The sequence below is a fragment of the Magnetovibrio sp. PR-2 genome (assembly GCF_036689815.1).
In the GTDB taxonomy this organism is placed as follows: Bacteria; Pseudomonadota; Alphaproteobacteria; order Rhodospirillales; family Magnetovibrionaceae; genus Magnetovibrio.
In genome coordinates this window covers 184,605-202,737 of the sequence record NZ_JBAHUR010000007.1, presented here as the reverse complement: position 1 = coordinate 202,737, position 18,133 = coordinate 184,605, and the positions used below count along the sequence as shown (strand labels likewise).

General features: G+C 54.0%; 15 protein-coding genes and 1 pseudogene. 9 read left to right on the top strand and 7 right to left on the bottom strand.

Translation table 11 applies throughout. From position 1 onward, the window contains the following. Window positions 1-157 precede the first annotated feature (157 nt). The 7 genes and pseudogenes from V5T82_RS10870 to V5T82_RS10840 form a co-directional block, all read right to left on the bottom strand. Window positions 158-610 carry a DNA polymerase III subunit chi gene (locus tag V5T82_RS10870; RefSeq protein ID WP_332895658.1) on the bottom strand — a complete coding sequence of 151 codons (453 nt, stop codon included), beginning with the start codon at window positions 608-610 and terminating at the stop codon, window positions 158-160. A gap of 7 nt (window positions 611-617) precedes the next feature. Then, window positions 618-2,132 (bottom strand): leucyl aminopeptidase, encoded by a 1,515-nt coding sequence (locus V5T82_RS10865; RefSeq protein ID WP_332895657.1) that lies wholly within the window; start codon window positions 2,130-2,132, stop codon window positions 618-620. Between the two features lie 114 nt (window positions 2,133-2,246). Continuing rightward, on the bottom strand, window positions 2,247-3,215 hold the full coding sequence (locus V5T82_RS10860; protein ID WP_332895656.1) for a lysylphosphatidylglycerol synthase transmembrane domain-containing protein: 969 nt from the start codon (window positions 3,213-3,215) through the stop codon (window positions 2,247-2,249). 23 nt (window positions 3,216-3,238) lie between these two features. After that, window positions 3,239-4,450, bottom strand: a complete 1,212-nt coding sequence (gene amrS / locus V5T82_RS10855; RefSeq protein WP_332895655.1) for an AmmeMemoRadiSam system radical SAM enzyme — start codon at window positions 4,448-4,450, stop codon at window positions 3,239-3,241. Between the two features lie 39 nt (window positions 4,451-4,489). Next, window positions 4,490-5,236: a hypothetical protein gene (locus tag V5T82_RS10850; protein WP_332895654.1), complete on the bottom strand. Its 747-nt coding sequence runs from the start codon at window positions 5,234-5,236 to the stop codon at window positions 4,490-4,492. Then, window positions 5,229-5,726 (bottom strand): hypothetical protein, encoded by a 498-nt coding sequence (locus V5T82_RS10845; protein ID WP_332895653.1) that lies wholly within the window; start codon window positions 5,724-5,726, stop codon window positions 5,229-5,231. The genes V5T82_RS10850 and V5T82_RS10845 overlap by 8 nt, the downstream gene beginning before the upstream one ends. 316 nt (window positions 5,727-6,042) lie before the next feature. Beyond that, window positions 6,043-6,351, bottom strand: a pseudogene (locus V5T82_RS10840) (AmmeMemoRadiSam system radical SAM enzyme); the annotation flags it as partial. Between the two features lie 109 nt (window positions 6,352-6,460). Here V5T82_RS10840 and V5T82_RS10835 point away from each other — a divergent pair. The 9 genes from V5T82_RS10835 (at window position 6,461) to V5T82_RS10795 (ending at window position 18,112) form a co-directional block, all read left to right on the top strand. Beyond that, a complete protein-coding gene (locus V5T82_RS10835; RefSeq protein WP_332895652.1) occupies window positions 6,461-8,293 on the top strand; it encodes an ABC transporter substrate-binding protein in 1,833 nt (610 codons plus the stop codon). 41 nt (window positions 8,294-8,334) lie between these two features. After that, complete coding sequence (amrB, locus tag V5T82_RS10830) at window positions 8,335-9,138, top strand: AmmeMemoRadiSam system protein B (protein WP_332895651.1); 804 nt, start codon at window positions 8,335-8,337, stop codon at window positions 9,136-9,138. After that, window positions 9,125-9,760, top strand: coding sequence for an AmmeMemoRadiSam system protein A (gene amrA / locus V5T82_RS10825; protein ID WP_332895650.1), 636 nt, complete (start codon window positions 9,125-9,127; stop codon window positions 9,758-9,760). Before amrB ends, amrA begins: the two co-directional genes overlap by 14 nt. A 65-nt stretch (window positions 9,761-9,825) precedes the next feature. After that, complete coding sequence (gene cysQ, locus V5T82_RS10820; RefSeq protein ID WP_332895649.1) at window positions 9,826-10,605, top strand: 3'(2'),5'-bisphosphate nucleotidase CysQ; 780 nt, start codon at window positions 9,826-9,828, stop codon at window positions 10,603-10,605. A 498-nt stretch (window positions 10,606-11,103) separates the two neighbouring features. Next, on the top strand, window positions 11,104-12,138 hold the full coding sequence (locus V5T82_RS10815) for an L-threonylcarbamoyladenylate synthase (RefSeq protein WP_442917573.1): 1,035 nt from the start codon (window positions 11,104-11,106) through the stop codon (window positions 12,136-12,138). Between the two features lie 3 nt (window positions 12,139-12,141). Next, a complete protein-coding gene (locus tag V5T82_RS10810; protein ID WP_332895647.1) occupies window positions 12,142-13,557 on the top strand; it encodes an FAD-binding oxidoreductase in 1,416 nt (471 codons plus the stop codon). 116 nt (window positions 13,558-13,673) lie between these two features. Continuing rightward, window positions 13,674-14,813, top strand: a complete 1,140-nt coding sequence (gene lptF, locus V5T82_RS10805) for an LPS export ABC transporter permease LptF (RefSeq protein WP_332895646.1) — start codon at window positions 13,674-13,676, stop codon at window positions 14,811-14,813. Between the two features lie 13 nt (window positions 14,814-14,826). Next, a complete protein-coding gene (gene lptG / locus V5T82_RS10800; protein ID WP_332895645.1) occupies window positions 14,827-15,927 on the top strand; it encodes an LPS export ABC transporter permease LptG in 1,101 nt (366 codons plus the stop codon). Window positions 15,928-15,934: 7 nt separating this feature from the next. Next, entirely contained in the window at window positions 15,935-18,112 is a 2,178-nt protein-coding gene (locus V5T82_RS10795; RefSeq protein WP_332895644.1) for an LPS-assembly protein LptD, read from the top strand. The last annotated feature ends 21 nt before the right edge of the window (window positions 18,113-18,133 follow it).

Here is an 18,133-nt window from a genome sequence, read left to right as displayed (position 1 = left end):
ATGTATAGGGTGATGGCCTGTCGAGCAGAGGGACGGCACCTTATGTCCGCCTTGGGTCAAACTCTGACCTTATCTGCTTCACCAATATGCGTCTGCTTGTGGAGCTTCAGTGGACGGTTGTGGCGCAATGATTGTTCATGAACCCATGACCTCGTCCTCACGTCTCTTTTTTAGACCACCCGCCCTGTTCGGTTTGCTGCCAATAGGTCAGTTCGTGTCCGGCGTCTTTGTACGCCTTCCACTTTTCGCGGGCTTGCTTGACCATGTCCGGGTTGGCGCCGTCGAACAGCTCGAAACAGCGCTCATAGTTTTCCAAACCCTCACGGGCCGCTCCGTCCGTTAAAAACAAGAACTGAGCTTCATTGGGGTTGTCGTCGCTGTCGGTCAGCCACACGGGCTGATCGCTCTCATACCCGTCCTTGGCTGAACCATGCGCCAACCAAGCCCCAGCGTCATAGGTCCACAGCGCACCGTTCAAATGCTCAACACGCTGAACTGAGCCCGCCACCACCACAGCCCGCTTCCCCGCTTCCAAAGTCTTTTCCAACAACTTCGGCAAAGCCGCTTCGAGGGGGGAGCGTGTTAAGTGGTAGAAGGCGATTTGGGTCATTGAAAGACTAGCCGATTTTTTCGATCTTGTGCTTCACGTATTGATCCAACAGGCGAACACCGTAGCCAGTGCCGCCTTTGGGTGCGATGTTGGAGCCAGACTTGGACCAAGTCATGCCCGCGATATCCAAGTGAGCCCATTTGGTGTCCCCGACAAAACGCTTGAGGAATTGTGCAGCCGTGATGCTTCCGCCATAACGCCCGCCGATGTTTTGCATGTCGGCGACCGATGAATTGATCATCTTGTCGTACTCCGGACCGATGGGCAGAGACCACACGCGCTCGCCCACTTCACGGCCAGAATTGATCAAATCCCAAGCCAGATCGTCATCGTTGGAAAACAGCCCCGCATAGTGCGTGCCCAAGGCCACCATGATGGCACCCGTCAAGGTCGCCAAATCGATAATGGTGTGCGGCTTGAAGCGTTCATTGGTGTAGTGCAGCGCGTCCGCCAAGACCAAACGGCCTTCGGCGTCGGTGTTCAACACCTCGATGGTTTGACCGGACATGGACGTCACGATGTCACCGGGACGTTGCGCCGTGCCCGACGGCATGTTTTCGACCAAGCCGACAACACCAACGGCGTTGACTTTGGCTTTGCGGCCCGCCAACGCTTTCATCAGGCCAATGACGACACCTGCGCCACCCATGTCCCACTTCATGTCTTCCATGCCTGCCGACGGCTTGATGGAAATACCGCCGCTGTCGAACGTCACACCCTTGCCGACGAACGCGATGGGGGCGTCCGCTTTGGTGGGTTTGGCCCCTTTGCGTTTGGGCTTGCCGACATAATTCATGACCACCAGCTTAGGCTCGTTGGCACTGCCCTGGGCCACGCCCAATAAGGCGCCCATGCCCAGACGCTTCATCTGCGTTTTGCTCAAGACTTCCACTTTGATGCCGAGCTTGGCGAGTGTTTTCGTCTGTTCAGCCAAGCTTTCGGGATACAAGACGTTGGCGGGCTCGGACACCAAATCGCGGGTCATGAACACACCGTCGGCGACCTTGTCTTGGGGCTCATACAGGGCTTTGGCTTTGGCGGACGTTTTGCTCAGGAGCTTGACCTCTTTGAGCTTGACGTCGCTGTGGCCTTTTTTCTTGGTTTTGTATTTGTCGAAGGTGTAAGAGCCCAGACGCGCGCCAAACGCGACTTCGGCGGCCATTTCGTGGGGCTTCAGTTCGCAACCCTCCACCGCGTCGACCAGAACTTGGGCAACGGCGGCATGCGCTTTGAGCGTTTTGACGATGTAGCCGCCAAGGTTTTGCAGGGCGAGCTTGTCTAGGTCTTTGGCTTTGCCCAAACCGACACAGACAACGCGTTGAATGCGGCCTGCGGGCGTCATCACGGTGAGTGCGTGATTCTTCGAGCCCTTGAACGAGCTTGCCTTGATCGCGCGCGAGACCGCACCCTTGGTTTCCTTGTCTACGGCTTCGGCTGAGGCCGTCAACTTGCGGCCTTCGAGAACGCCGACGACGATGGCACCAGCCTTGGGAACAGCGATATTGGCAAACGAGATCTTCATAGGACCTAAGCTCCGTCTTCAAAAGGGAATTACACTAACCAGGATATAGGCAGCGAAAAAAAGAATTGCGAACACTCTAGCAAGACAGACGACAAAGAAAAGAAGATTGTCGTCTTATTGTTTCGCGAACTGCTCAGCGTCTTTCATGGAATACTTATCAGCAGCCAACCAAAACCAAAGCCCCGGCAAACTCATAATAATCAGCACCAAACCGAACAAGATGGACATGGCCAAAACACCTTCTGCAGGCACGCCGACCAAAGCGAACATGGCGACCATAGCGCCTTCACGCACCCCCCACCCCGCTACGGAAATGGGCAAGGTCTGAATCAAGAGGACGGGCGGGAACAGCAACAAACAATTGGCCAGGGTGATATCCAACCCCAATCCCATGGCCAGCGTAAAAATCAACACCGAAATATTGGCATGACCTACGGCTCCGATCAGCAAAACCAGACCGTTGTGCGGCACGCTTAAAAACAATGTCCGCGTATCGCTGGCAAAAACCGACATCACGCGCACAAAGGACAAGTGCGACAAACGTGCGGGGAGCCGGTCGAGGACCATCAGCACCGCGACACCGCCCAAGGCCAAGCCCCAAACAAGCCACACGCCGTTCGCGAACCACTCGCCCCCCTTTAAGTCCGAAGCGCCCAAGAGGGTCATAACCACCGACACGAAAATCAGCGAGAACACGGTTATCACCCGGTCCAACAGCACACCGTTCACAGCCCCACGCACGGATTGCCCGGATTTATAGGCCATATACCCGCGAACGGCATCGCCGCCGACCGAAGAGGGCAGCGTTTGGTTAAAAAAGCCCCCGATGTACATAAAGCGAAAGATCTGCCCCCAAGGCAGCGTTTCGTTCAAAGCAAACAGGACGGCTTGCCAGCGAACGGTACCAATCACCATGTGCACGGTGCCGACCGCGACGGCCAAAGCGAACCACACGGGATCGACGGTCATCATGCGTTGAACAGCATCCTTGAGCCCGACGGAATGCAAAAGCCATCCGACCAAAACAACGGAGATCACCAGCTTAATAGCCAAAATCAGGTGGCGGCGATTGAACTGAGGCATGTTGGGGTAAGTCTTTGTTGAGGTCATAGCGAAAGGGGCAAACGTTTCGCCCCCCAGGTTCCCGGCGGGCCGTCGAACACCCCCGCCAAAGTCGTACCGCATGCGCGGCAGTCCCCCGTGTCAGTGACGTTCCACGTGGACAGCTCATACCAATCGCGACCGATCAACGTCTCCCCACAGGCGTGACAATACGTGCTTTCTTGGGCCAGGTCATGCACATTTCCCACATACGCATACTGAACACCATTTTTTAGCGCGATCGCGCGTGCCTTCGTTAAGGTTGCGTGTGGCGTGCGGGCGATATCGCGCATTTTCCAATCGGGATGGAACGCCGTGAAATGCATCGGCACATCTGGGCCAAGCTCCGCCACCACCCATTTGGTCATGGCGTCTAGCTCTTCATCACTGTCGTTTTGCCCAGGGATCAACAAAGTCGTCAACTCGAACCAGACGTCCGTTTCGTGCTTGAGATAAACCAACGTCTCCAACACATCGCTGAGACGTGCGGTGCAGAGTTTTTGGTAGAAGTCTTCGGTAAAGCACTTCAAGTCCACATTGGCCGCGTCCATGTGCGAAAAGAATTCCCGCCGGGCGTCCCCACCAATATAGCCCGCTGTCACGGCCACAGTTTTTAACCCCAGGTCGTGGCAAGCCTTCGCCGTATCGACAGCGTATTCCAAAAAGATCACGGGGTCATTGTAGGTAAACGCGACCGAACGACAGCCAGCCTCCAGGGCGCGCTCGGCGATGCGTTCTGGGGAAGCTTTGGCCATCAATGTATCGAATTGGCGTGACTTAGAGATGTCCCAGTTTTGGCTGGACTTGCTAGTCATATCCCCTTGTTCTAAATGAACAAATTCGCGCCCATTTTGTGTATGTACTGTGTGTCGACCTTTTTGAAGGGATTCCATATCCGCTTGAAGGGCCGAACTTTTGGTTTTTGAGATGGTGTAATTTTGGCAGAAGCGACACGTAAGATTACATCCGACTTGCCCAAATGACAGGATCGGCGTTCCCGGCAAAAAATGATTTAGAGGTTTCTTTTCTATCGGATCAATGCAAAACCCAGACGCATCGCCATAGGACATCAGATAGATTTGACCGTTCGCTGCCCCCCTAACGGAACACAGACCAAATTGACCATCGTGCAATTTGCAGCGGCGCGGACATACCGTGCATTCAATCCGCCCGTCATCCAACTGCTTCCAGTATTGGGTGCTTACAATGTTGTCCATAAGGACATTATACACCGATATTTAGGTACGATGAGGCACCTATGACACATTGGCACCGAAAGGCTCAAAAACGTTTAGAAGCAAAATTTCAATATGATGCGCCACTGCACTATCAGATATTTTCAGTGAGTTCGGATGTCCGCACCCATTCCGAAATTTCAACCTTTGCTCCAACTCAGTCTTGACACTTTTACCAATGACCGAAATCGCGTGAGCAACCTGGAGAAAGTCATACTCTTTCATATTGGTGAAATCATCAGTTGATTTCGCATCTTTCCATTTTGCATTTCTACGTTTTGCTTCAGCATTGAACTCCGCAAGCTTGTTAGCAAAGACATACTCATACAAAAGATTTGCAGCGCCGATCCAACTCAAAACGACGGCAGCTCGATGATGTTCTTCTTCATGACAAGCTATAGCTTCAAGAACAAAAGATTTAGTTTGTGCCGAGGTAATGTGATCTTCTGCAATTTTTCTTAGCTTGGACGCAACTTTGGTCACTGCATCAGATTTGATGGGGACGCCTAGTCCCACCACCTCAGAAACACCATTCTCAGTTAGTTCCCAACCATCACTCGTCTTAATTGCTAACCTATCAGCACGGCTTAATATGCTTGGAAGATTCCATCTTGCTGCTTCTCTTTTTCCAGCATTGATAAGCAATTTCCTAATTTGAGGTATAGTTTTAGGCTCGCATTCATCAACACCTAGAGCAATGAGGACAATGTCCTTCTGGGACAAAGTACCCGTATGGATATAGTGCTTGAGTGTTTTGTCGTTATACAAGTTTCACCCTTACCTCATCCTCCACCTTTGCAGGAAGAGAGTATGTGTTAGTACCAACTTCTTTTAATCTGTCATTTTTGGCCGCATTTTTAAGATTCGTCGCAAAGTTACTTTTCATACTCTTGTTTACAAAGCTTGTTGCTAAATTCATTTCCCTACGCAAATCGTCGTTAGAAAATGTTGCTGAACCATCAACAAAAAACAACTTCGCAGCAGCTGCAAAAATTAAGTCCGCCCCATTATTCACACCCAGTTTTTTAGCTATTTCGTTTGTTGTTCCAACTATGGTGTCTGATGGTTTTGCCGCATCAGAAAGCTGTTGTTGATTTCCAGTTTCTACGGTTTGCAAGCCAGAACCATTGTGAGTTTCTTTATGCAATTTAGAAACGGCCTCAACCAGATCAAGTAACTCTTGTTTCAGAAACTCCGTACTTCCTTCAAACTCTACTTCAATGGCTCCCATTTTGATTTTGATTTTGCTGTCCGACACCGCCATTCTCCATCATTGTGCTTATGAAATTCTTACGCCAAGATACACAAATATGAATGGATAACACAAGCTCAACTCCCTCATAAATGCTTGTCTAAAAACAGCCATATAAAGTGCTCTCATACACAGTTTTTAGGGTGGGGACGTGTATACACTTTTCTAATTTTGAAAAACAGCTTCCCAAAAACATCATAACGCACTGATATTTTTGACTTTTTCAATGTTGCCAAATTGATTGCACACACTGCATAGAACAAAAACTGTGTATACACCATCTAAAGCATTGATTTTATTGGATTTTGTGCGTTTTTGCGGGCCAGTTTTGGCAGAACTTACACGTCAGATTGCAGCCCGCCGTGCCGAACGACAGAACCGGCGTGCCCGGCAAAAAATGGTTCAGCGGTTTCTTTTCAATGGGATCCACGCAAAACCCGGATGAGCGACCATAGGTGGTCAGCACCACTTCGCCGTTTTCGACGGCGCGCACAAAACACAGCCCCCGCTGTCCTTCACGGATTTTACACTGACGCGGGCAAACATCGCACTGCACCCGCCCATCATCCAGGGCCCGCCAATAGCGACCCGAAACGGCGCCCGGAAATACACTGGGGGTTGATCCGGGAATTGACGAAGTGCTCACGGTATTATCCTTTAGTTTTCCATCCCTATCCCTAAGTATAGGTGCCGGGTTCGCGGTATCTAAGTTGAGAAAATCATTATACCATGATCGCGTTATGACAGAAGGCTCGACCCCGAACGCACAGAGCTTCCGTCACCAACGGTGTTGGGGCGAAATCTTGAATAAACTGCTCATCATCGCTCTCTTTTGGGCTTTGGGCATGGCAGCGCCTGCACAAGCACTGGACATCGCTTCCGGTGGTCCGGCTAAGGTGACTTTGCAGCTCAAATGGAAACACCAGTTTCAGTTCGCCGGATATTATATGGCGAAAGAGCTGGGCTATTATGCTGACGCCGGACTGAATGTCGAAATCCGTGAAGCCAAACCGGGCCTAGAGCCCATCCATGAAGTGATCGAAGAACGCGCGCACTTTGGCGTCGGCACATCCGATCTCATATTGATGCGAGACCAAGGCCACCCCGTTGTGGTGTTGGGAACCATTTTCCAGCACTCCCCTTTGGCCGTCATGGTGCGCATGGATTCCGGCATCACCAACATCCATCAACTGGCCTCTTCAACCTTGATGATCGAGCCCCACTCCGCAGAGCTGATGGCAGCCTTCGCCACAGAAGGGATCGACACCCATAACCTTAACATCGTTGAACATACGTTTAACGTCGGCCAGCTTTTGGATGAGCGCGTTGACGGCATGTCCGTTTATACCACGGACGAGCCCTACATCATGGAGCAAGTCCGCGAGGACTACCTGTTGCTGCGCCCCATCAGCAGCGGCATCGATTTTTATGGCGACAATCTGTTTACCACCGAGCACATGGTCACCGACCACCCCGAACAGGTCAAAGCATTCTGGGAAGCCTCAAAGAAAGGCTGGACATATGCGCTCAACAATATGGATAAGACCATTGATCACATCCTCAAAACCTATCCCACTATCAAGGATCGTGAACACCTAGCCTATGAGGCCGGGCGCACTCGAGACCTGATTTTGCCCGACATCGTCGAAGTTGGATACATGACGCCAGCACGCTGGACAGCGATCGCCAACACATACAAAGAACTGGGCCTGATTTCCCAAGACTTCGATATTTCTGGATTATTGTTCGAAGCCAAGCCGAACGCATTGCCCTCATGGTTTTGGGATGCGTTCATCGTCGGCGTCCTGACCTTGGCCGCTGGTCTTGTCGCTTTGGCGTACCAGACGACCATGAACAGGCGCCTGCGCCAAAAAGAATGTCAGTTGACCCAGGCCAACCAGCACAAGGAAATGCTGCTGTCGATCATCGGACACGACTTGAAGAACCCGATCTACGCCATTCGCAATTACGGCGACAAAATCGCCCTTAATCCCGAGGCTATCACCCCCAAAGAGCTAAGCCAATACGGCCACATGATTTCGTTCGGCATCGACACCGCGATGGGGGTTTTGGACAACTTGCAACAATGGTCCGTGCTGCAATCGGGAGATCTCGACACTGAAAACGTCCCTGTCGATATGCACCCCATCATCAAACGGAATTTGGATCTGTTCAGATTGCAGGCTGAATCGGAAAACATCCAAATGTCCGCCAGCGGTTTTGAAAGCATCAAAGTTTTGGGTAACGAATGGCGTATCGACACCGTTGTCCGCAATCTCATCAGCAATGCCTATAAAAACACGCCCAGCGCAGGCTCAATCACCCTTTCGGTGCAATCGACGTCGGAACACCACGAGATCATCATCGAAGACACCGGCACCGGCATGACCGAAGAAACCTTTTCGATTTTCAAACTGCCGGACGGTCAAGCCTTGATGGACGCCAACCGGACCGGGTCTGGTTTTGGCTTGCCGCTTTGCAAACGCTTGGTCGAACTGCACGGCGGTGAATTGTCACTGGAAAACAACCCAGCCGGCGGTTTGCGTGTGACGTTGCGCCTGCTGCGCGCCTAACGGTTTTCGTTTCTTCCATTTGCGTATAGTATCTAGGGGCTATGTCAAACGTACGCCCCCCTGCCGTGGCGGGTCAGTTTTACCCCGCCGACGCCAAAACCCTGTCCAAGCAGGTCTTGTCCTATTTGGCCGAGGCCTCTGAAGACGTGCACGCCCCACCCAAGGCCTTGATCGCGCCCCATGCGGGCTACGTTTATTCCGGCCTCGTCGCTGCACATGCTTACGCGCACATCCTGCCGTTAAAGGGTGTCGTCAAACGGGTTGTGCTCTTGGGGCCGTGCCACCGTGTGGCCGTGCAGGGCGTTGCGTTGTCGAGCGCAGATGCGTTTCTCACCCCGTTGGGCTCGATGCCCATCGACCACAGCTTGGACGAACAGCTCTTGGAGCTCCCCGGTGTTCACGTGTTCGACGCGACCCATGCGAACGAACATTCCCTAGAAGTCCACATCCCGTTTTTGCAGTCCATTTTGGACGACTTTGCGCTTATTCCCATGGTCGTGGGGGCGGCGGATGCGGTTATGGTTGCCAACATTTTGGACGCCGTCTGGGGCGGGCCGGAAACCTTGATCGTGATTTCATCGGATCTCAGCCACTATCTGGATTACGACAGCGCCAAAGCGCTCGACCAGCAAACGTGCTCAGCCATTGAGCAGCTGGACTGGCAGGCCATCGGCAACAAACAAGCGTGTGGACGCATGCCCGTCAAAGGCCTGCTGGAATTGGCGAAACGCAAGGGGCTTGAGGTTCGCACGCTCGATTTACGCAATTCAGGCGATACGGCAGGCACAAAAAAACAAGTCGTCGGTTATGGATCATGGGGGTTTTGGGAACGTGAACACAGTTGAAACCGAAAGCGCGTTCGCCCGCAAAACCCGCGAGCTCTTGGACGAGCACGGCGACGTGTTCTTGCAAATCGCCAAAGGCTCCGTCGAACACGGGCTCTCCCATGGCACACCACTTTCCCTTGCTTTAGACACACTGCCGACTGTGATGGCTGAACCCGGCGCGTGTTTTGTCACGTTAAACAAAAACGGTCGCTTGCGTGGCTGCATCGGATCCCCCGAAGCCCACCGCCCCTTAGCCACCGACGTCGCCAAAAATGCTTTCCGCTCCGCCTTCAAAGACCCCCGCTTTGCCCCGCTAAAAGCTGAAGAGGCCGATGCCTTGGACATTCATCTTTCCGTCCTCAGCTCCCAAGAGCCGTTTTTATTCAACGACGAAGACGACCTGATTACCAAGCTCAATGTCGGCACGGATGGCTTGATCATCGAAGACCGAGGGCGGCGCGCGTTATTTCTGCCCTCTGTGTGGAAGCAGCTCCCCGATGCCAAACAATTCCTGACGCATCTGAAAAACAAAGCCGGAATGGGTGCTGATCATTGGTCGGACACATTTCAGGGCTGGCGTTTCATCGCTGCGGAGACCGGCGCCGATTGGCCAGACATTCCGACGCACGGAAATCATTGAACTCAAAGACGCTGGGCCTTATAGCTTAACCTCGTGACCGCCGTCCCCTGAACAGAGGCCCTGACATGACCCTCAACATCCCCTTTTCCTTGCTTGATTCCTTGCACATGATCGCCGTTCGCGCGGGCCAGGAAATCATGACCATCTACAACACCGATTTCGATGTCGAGGTCAAAGGCGACCAGTCCCCTGTCACCCAGGCCGACAAGCTGGCAGAAAGTCTCATCAGTCGCGCCATCCGCCAAGAGATCACCGAGGACTTCCCCATCGTCGGCGAAGAAGCCTTCAGCGATGGCGAAGCGCCGGAATTGGACGGCGGGCCGTTTTGGCTGGTCGATCCCTTGGACGGCACCAAAGAATTCGTGAAAAAGACCGGCGAGTTCACCGTCAATATTGCCCTGATTAATTTAGGCCTGCCCGTCGTCGGTGTGGTGCACACGCCCACCAACGGCAATGTGTTTATGGGCAGCCCCTTGGGCGCGTTCGCGGATTTGGGCAACGGACCTTCGCAAATCCAATGCCGTGCCTTCCCGCCCGAAGGCTTGACTGCCATGGTCTCCAAAAGCCACAAAACCCCGGAAACGGACGAGTATCTGTCGCAATACCAAATCCGGGAAGAAACGGGGGCTGGAAGCTCCTTGAAGTTTTGCATGATCGCGCGTGGTTTGGCCGATATTTACCCCCGCCTGGGCCGCACCATGGAATGGGACACCGCCGCCGCACATGCGGTGTTGAAATCCGCAGGCGGCAGTGTGTGCGATTTGGACGGCAACGAGCTGACCTATGGCAAAGAAGGGTTTGAAAACCCGCACTTCGTCGCTAAGGGAATTGAAGCTGCTTCCTAAGCACATCAGCTAGGTCAGTCAAGTTGACCGGAAAAGCTCCCAAAACCTACCCCTTTCAGGATACCTGACTTGTCAAGTGGGATATCTTCCTGCCCTTCGCCGTTGACTGTCCTAAGCCTTTGGGCGCACACTTTCTTTGCCGGCTAAGGAAGCGTGCTTCCAACGCCGCGATAGAGCCGCAGCACCTCTGTGCTGTGACTGCAGGACGGGCCATCACCCGAAGGAGACAGCACCCGGGGAAAAGTTAGGGAAACGGTGACAGAGAGGCCATTGCTGGAGCCAGTGGCGAGAGCCACCATCCCCCGAGAGAGCGCGTTTCAGGGCGACCCGCGCCAAACGCAGAGATAAGTTAAGGAACCGTCAGGACGTTGTGTCTGGCGGTTTCCTTTTGCACTCCCCATATTTCGTTTTCAGCCTCCTTTGTAACGCCCCGACTGGACGCGCCCAGCGTTTTTGCGTAAAACCCCAGTTGAATATTAGAGAATTGCGAAACGGAACATGACTGTGACCGAGCTCCCGGATTTCAAAGTTGTCGATGCCTCCGACGAAGCCGCCCTTGAAGCTGGCGAAGTTTTGCGCGCGGGCGGGCTTATCGCCTTCCCCACCGAAACCGTGTATGGCTTAGGCGCAGACGCCACCAATGACCGCGCCGTCGCAGGCATTTTTGACATCAAAAACCGCCCGACATTCAATCCTTTGATCATCCATGTCAAAGACGAGTTCCAAGCCGCCCAATACGTTGAGTTCAACGATCTCGCACAAAAACTGGCCCATGCGTTTTGGCCGGGTGCTTTGACTTTGGTGATGAAGCGCAAAGACGACAGCGAGCTGTCTCTGACCACGACGGCGGGCCTCGACACCGTCGCCGTGCGCGTCCCGGCCCATCCGGTGGCCCAATCCATTATCGCGGCGGCAGGCGTACCCATCGCCGCGCCAAGCGCCAATAAATCGGGCTACATCAGCCCCAGCCAAGCCATCCATGTTCTGATGCAATTCAAAGACGGCGAAGGCCTCAACATGGTCATCGACGGCGGCGCCTGCCCAGTTGGCGTAGAAAGCACCATTGTTGATGTCACCGGTGACGCGCCTGTGTTGTTGCGTCCGGGCGGTGTGTCTGTCGAAGACATCGAAGCCGTGGCCGGGCCTGTGAAAACGGATGTATCCGGTGATGTCAAAGCGCCGGGGCAATTGAAAAACCACTATGCACCGTCCATTCCCATCCGCATCAATGTCGCCCCCGAGGACCGCCAGCGCGGCGAAAGCCTGCTGACATTTGGCCCCGACATGCCCAAGCGCGCGTGTTTGAATCTGTCCAAAGCGGGCGATTTGAAGGAAGCTGCGGCGAACCTGTTCACCATGATGCGCGCACTCGATATGCCGGGCATTCGCGGCATCGCCGTGGTCCCCATCCCGAACGTTGGCCTGGGCCGCGCCATCAACGACCGCTTAGAACGTGCAGCCGCGCCTAAAGAAGGCGAAAGCCCCAACGCCCCGCCCAAATACCACGACCCGATTGGGAATATCGAGATTTAGCCCATGTCTGCGTCCGGCCTTATCACTGATCTGATCGCCCTTTTGGGGGAGACGTCTGTCATCACGGACGCCGCAGATTTGGCCGGGCACTTGACCGAGCAACGCGGGCTGTACACGGGCACCTCGCCTGCGTTAACAAAGCCACGCAGCACCCAAGATATCTCTGATATTGTTCGGATTTGCGCGAAACACAACGTCCCCGTTGTGGTTCACGGCGGCAACACCGGGCTGGTGGGCGGCGGCATTCCCGACGGTGCGGTTTTGATTGACATGTCTCGCCTCAACGCCATTTTGGACGTCGATCCCGTCAACCTCACCATGACGGTAGAAGCCGGTGCGATTTTGGCCAACGTGCAAGACGCCGCAGCCGACGCGGACACCTACTTCCCCCTCAGCCTCGCCGCCGAAGGCAGCTGCCAGATCGGTGGAAACCTGTCCACCAACGCCGGTGGCGTGCATGTGGTGCGCTATGGCAATGCCCGGCAATTGGTGCTGGGTCTGGAGGTCGTGTTGGCCGACGGGCGCGTCTGGGATGGGCTACGCAGTCTGCGAAAAAACAATACCGGATATGAGCTCAAAGAGCTGTTTTTGGGCTCGGAAGGCACTTTGGGCATCATCACCAAAGCGGTCTTGCGCTTGTATCCCAAGCTCCAGCAAAAGGCCGTGGCCTTGGCGGGCTGTGCGTCCTTTGACAAAGCCCAAACCTTGTTACATCTGGCGCAAAAGCGCGCCGGTGACGTATTGATGGCCTGCGAGGCGCTCAACGGTTTTTCTATGGAATTGGTCGAACGCCACATCGACGGAGCCTCCAACCCATTGGAAAAAGAGCACTATTGTTATGTTTTGTTGGAATTGGGCTCCACCAACGCCGATGCCGAGCTGACCCAGGTGATGGAAGCCTTGCTGAGCGACGCCTTTGAGGCTGCAACCATTGAAGATGCCGTCATCGCCCAAAGCGAGGCCCAGGCCGATGGGCTCTGGAAAATCCGAGAATCAATCCCAGAAGCGCAAAAGTATGAAGGTGGTTCGATCAAGCATGACGTCTCTGTCCCCGTCTCACGCACGGCGGAAATGATTGCCAAGGCCACAGACTTGGTCAGTTCCCTGATCCCCGGCGTACGCCCCGTGACTTTCGGGCACTTGGGCGACGGCAACATCCACTTCAACCTCACTCAGCCTGAAGACGCTGATAAACAAGCGTTTTTGGGCCTTTGGCATGCCACCAATGCAAAGGTCCACGACCTCATTGCTGAAATGAACGGCAGCTTTTCCGCTGAGCACGGCATCGGACAGCTCAAAACGGATGAAATGGCGCGTTTGAAATCGGATGTGGAATTGGATTTGATGCGGACTCTCAAACAAGCCCTCGATCCGCACAACCATTTGAATCCTGGCAAAGTTTTGCCACCGAAATCGTGACGGAACGTCCGACTTTTCCTTGATTTTGCCGCAATTTTCCCGCACTTTGCGCGCTGGTTTAATATACCGTTAATATTTGACGGTGCGCTGGTGCTTTTTGGGGACTTCCAGAGTTGATGAACGGTCTAACCCGTTACATGTTTTGGCAGCTGTTTGTGGGCATGACGCTGGTGGCGTCGGCACTGGCCTGCGTGGTGTGGCTGACCCAGTCTTTGCGCTTTGTGAATTTGATTGTCAACTCGGGCTTGTCTGCCAGCACATTCGTGTACTTGACCGGCCTGATGATGCCGAACTTCCTCACCATCATTCTGCCCGTCAGCTTATTTGCCATCACCACGTTCAGCTATCACCGCATGATTATGGACCGCGAACTGGTGGTTATGCGCTCCGCAGGCCTCGGCCAACTGGCGTTGGCTAAGCCTGCGATCATCCTCGGCATGATCATGGTTGGGATCGGCTATCTGTTATCGATCTACATCGTGCCGACATCCTATGCGGAATTTCGCTCGCTAAAATGGGATGCGCGCTACAATTTTTCACACATTTTGCTGAAAGAAGGCACGTTTAACGACATCTCCAGAGGTGTCACGGTTTATGTGCGCGAGCGCACCGATGACGGCCAATTGCTGGGCATCATGGCCCATATTGAACGCGATAATTTCAAATCTGAAACCTGGCTTGCGGAACGCGGCGCCTTGGTCGAAAACGAAGACGGGGGGCGGGTGTTGATGTTCAACGGCTCGCGCCAAGAATTCACCAATGAATCCAAGCAGCTGACGATTTTGTACTTTGACCAGTCCGTGTTGGACTTGGATCCACCGACGGAAGAGGGCAACGTGCGCCACAGGGAGCCCCGCGAGCGGACCTTGGCGGAACTTCATGACCTGGACACCACGGGCTTGGATTTGCGCTCCATCGGCAAGTACAAGGTCGAAATTCACCGCCGCTTAGCGCTTCCGTTGAGCGCTTTGGGGTTTGTTATGATCGCGCTCAGCGTGCTCATTTCCGGCGCGTTTACCCGGCGCGGCGAAGGCCGGCGCGTCTTTGTCGCCGTTGTGCTGGCTGCAGTTTACCAAGGTTCTATGCTGGCCGTCATCAATGCTGCGGCCAAGAACGAAGCGCTCTATGGGACGATTTATGCCGTCGCCCTCCTCCCCGTTGCAGTGGGCATGATTGTCCTGCTCACACCGGGCAAGTTCACCGGGTTGATAAACAAACGCCAGCCCGCGCCGCCGCACAGCGGCCAAGCGGCTTAGGGGAGGAGATCTGATGTTACTTTCCAGAACTCTGTCCATCTATATCGGCCGCAACTTCTTGCTGAGTTTTCTCGCGTTTTTCTTGGGCCTCATGGTTCTGATCTTGTTGCTCGACACCATTGAGCTGCTGCGCCGTGCCTCGTCTAAGCCAGATGTAACGTTTTGGATCGTGGTCCAGATGGCGCTGCTCAAACTTCCGCATATGGGCCAACTGTTGTTCCCCTTTGCCGCCTTGTTCGGCGGTATGCTGGCTTTTTGGCGTCTTTCGCGCAGTCAAGAGCTGGCCGTGACCCGCGCCGCCGGGATTTCGGCTTGGCAGTTCTTGCTGCCCGCGCTGATTTTAGCCACCCTGCTGGGGGCCTTTAAGGTTGGCGCCTTCAACCCCCTATCATCAGCCACATTGGCGCGTTTTCAGGCCATGGAAGGCATGTATCTCAAAGGGCAGCGTTCCATCTTGGCCATTTCAAAAAATGGGCTGTGGTTGCGTCAAGGCACGGCTGAGGGGCATGCCGTCATCCACGCTGCAAACCTGTTGCAAAAAGCTGAAAGCGTCGAGTTGCAAAACACCATCACCTATCTGTTTCAAGGCCAAGACACCTTCATCGGACGGGTTGATGCGGAACGCGCGGTTTTGGGCGATGGCTTTTGGCGCATGGAAAACACCTGGATCAACAGCCCCGAAGCCCCTCCGGAACATCTGCCCGAATATTGGCTGGAAACAGACCTGACACTAACCCGAATTCAGGATAACTTCGCCAGTCCCGACACCATGTCTTTTTGGAAGCTGTCGGAGTTCATCGACACTTTGGAAGAGGCTGGCTTTTCCGCCATTCGCCACCGCCTGCAGTGGCATTCGCTCTTAGCGACCCCGCTTTTAATGTGTGCAATGGTCTTGATTGCGGCAACTTTTTCGTTGCGTCACGCCCGAAGAGGTGGCACCACTTTCGTCATCGCTTCCGGCGTGTTCACAGGTTTCGTTTTGTATTTCTTTTCAGACGTGGTCTTTGCGTTGGGGCTGTCGGACAGCATCCCCGTTACGCTAGCCGCATGGGCGCCATCCGGAGTGGCGTCAATGCTGGGGCTTGCCATGTTGTTGCATCTTGAGGACGGTTAATTCCACGATGTTGGTTAAAAGCACATATTTGATCTCTGCGCTTTGCGCCGCCCTTGTGTATTGCGGTGTATCTCTGAGCGCTGCGCTGGCACAGGCCCCGGCCCAAGAAGAGCAGCCAGCCCGCTTTGTCGCGGATGAAATGTCGCACGATCAAGAGCTCGGCATTATCATAGCCACAGGCCATGTCGAAGTGAACCAAAACGACCGCACGCTTTTGGCCGACGCTATCAACTACAACCAAAACACCGACACCATCACAGCAACCGGTAATGTTGCCTTGCACCAACCGTCCGGCGACATCTTATTTGCCGACAAGTTTGAAATCACCGGCGATCTGAAAAACGGAGTGATCGAAGATTTGATGGCTGTCATGGCTGATCAGTCGCGTTTTGCCGCCCAACGCGCCCAATTGGTCAATGACGAAACCATGACCATGGAACGGGCCGTCTACTCGCCGTGTGAACAATGCAAAGAAGACCCCGGTCGCCCTCTGGTCTGGCAATTGAAAGCCGTCAAGATCGTTCACGATCGCACCGAAAAGGTCATCACGTACCGCCACGCGTGGATGGAAGTCTTCGGTTTTCCCGTCGCCTACACCCCATATCTGAGCTATCCCGATCCTAGCGTTAAACGGAAATCTGGCTTTTTAACGCCCAACTGGGGGGGCTCCAGTGACTTAGGCTTTGTCGCCCGCACGCCTTATTTCTACGTGATGGACGATCATTCTGACCTCACAGTCACACCGATTATGACCTCCCAAGAGTTAGGTGCACTGGCGGGGGAATACCGCCACCGCTTTATGGATGGAAGCATCGATGCCTTCGCGAGTGTTGCGTATGATTCTGACGGCACTGCCCATGGGCACATCGAATCCGAAACCCGCTTTGAACTGGATGACACCTGGCGCTGGGGGCTGGATCTTAACGGCTCCAGCACAGACACCTACATGCGTCGTTATGGTTTTGGCGGGCACAACACATTGACATCGAAAGCGTACATCGAAGGCTTCCGCGGAAACAACTACGGATCACTATCAACCGTCACCTATCAAGGCCTGCGTGCAGATGATGATCAAAAGACCACACCACTGGTCATGCCAATCCTGGAATACGCCCATCAAGGCGAAGCGGACAAGTATGGCGCGTACAATACCCTAGACGTCCACATGTCCTCCATCACCCGTTCAGAAGGCGTCGATAGTAACCGCATCACAATCCGCCCCAGCTGGAACCTTCAACACATTGCGCCTAAGGGCGATATTTACAAGCTCTCGGCAACCATGGGGCTGGACTTCTTCAACACCAGCGAACTCTCTGCCCCCGCCAACCGTTCTAACGCGACCAACGGTTCGTCGACGTACAATGGCTCTGCTCTCAGAGCGTATCCGGAACTGTCCATGGATTGGCGTTGGCCGTTTGCCAAACGCACCAACAGTGTGACCGAAGTGATCGAACCCATAGCGCAGTTCGTGGTCAGCCCATACGGGGGCAACTCTTGGAAAATGTCCAATGAGGACAGTCAGGATTTCGATTTTAACGATGCCAACCTCTTTAGCGCCAATCGCTTTACCGGCTACGACCGGGTCGAAAGCGGTCCGCGGGTGAACTACGGGATGAAATGGGGTCTGGTTGGCGATGGTGGCGGCTTTACCTCCGTATTGGTGGGGCAAAGCTATCGTCTTGCTGAAGACGATACATTTGCGACGAATTCAGGCCTCGAAGACAATTTCTCCGATTTGGTCGGCCGTCTCGAAGTGTCTCCGGGGGATCATCTCAGCCTTCTCTATCGCACCCGCATGGACCGCTCATCATTGGAATTCCACCGCAATGAAATCGGCCTCAATGGCCAGGTCAGCGGCTTCAATTACGATGTCAACTATTCCATGTTCGACCGTCACGATGACAGTGAGTTTTCCGGACGACAAGAAATTAGCTACAACTTGACCCAAGAGCTATCGGAATTTTGGAAAGGCCGACTTGCTGGGGTACGCGACTTAACCGACGATGGTGGCCCCCGGTCCAACACCTTGGGCTTTACCTATGAAGATGAGTGTTTGACCTTCGACACGACGTTGCAACGCACATACTATCAAGATCGCGAAATTAAACCAACAGACTCAATCATGTTCCGCGTGGTCTTCAAGACCTTGGGCGAGGTCCGCACTGATGTCTCTCCGGGCTTTTAAGCAAAAGTTATTGCCTCAACA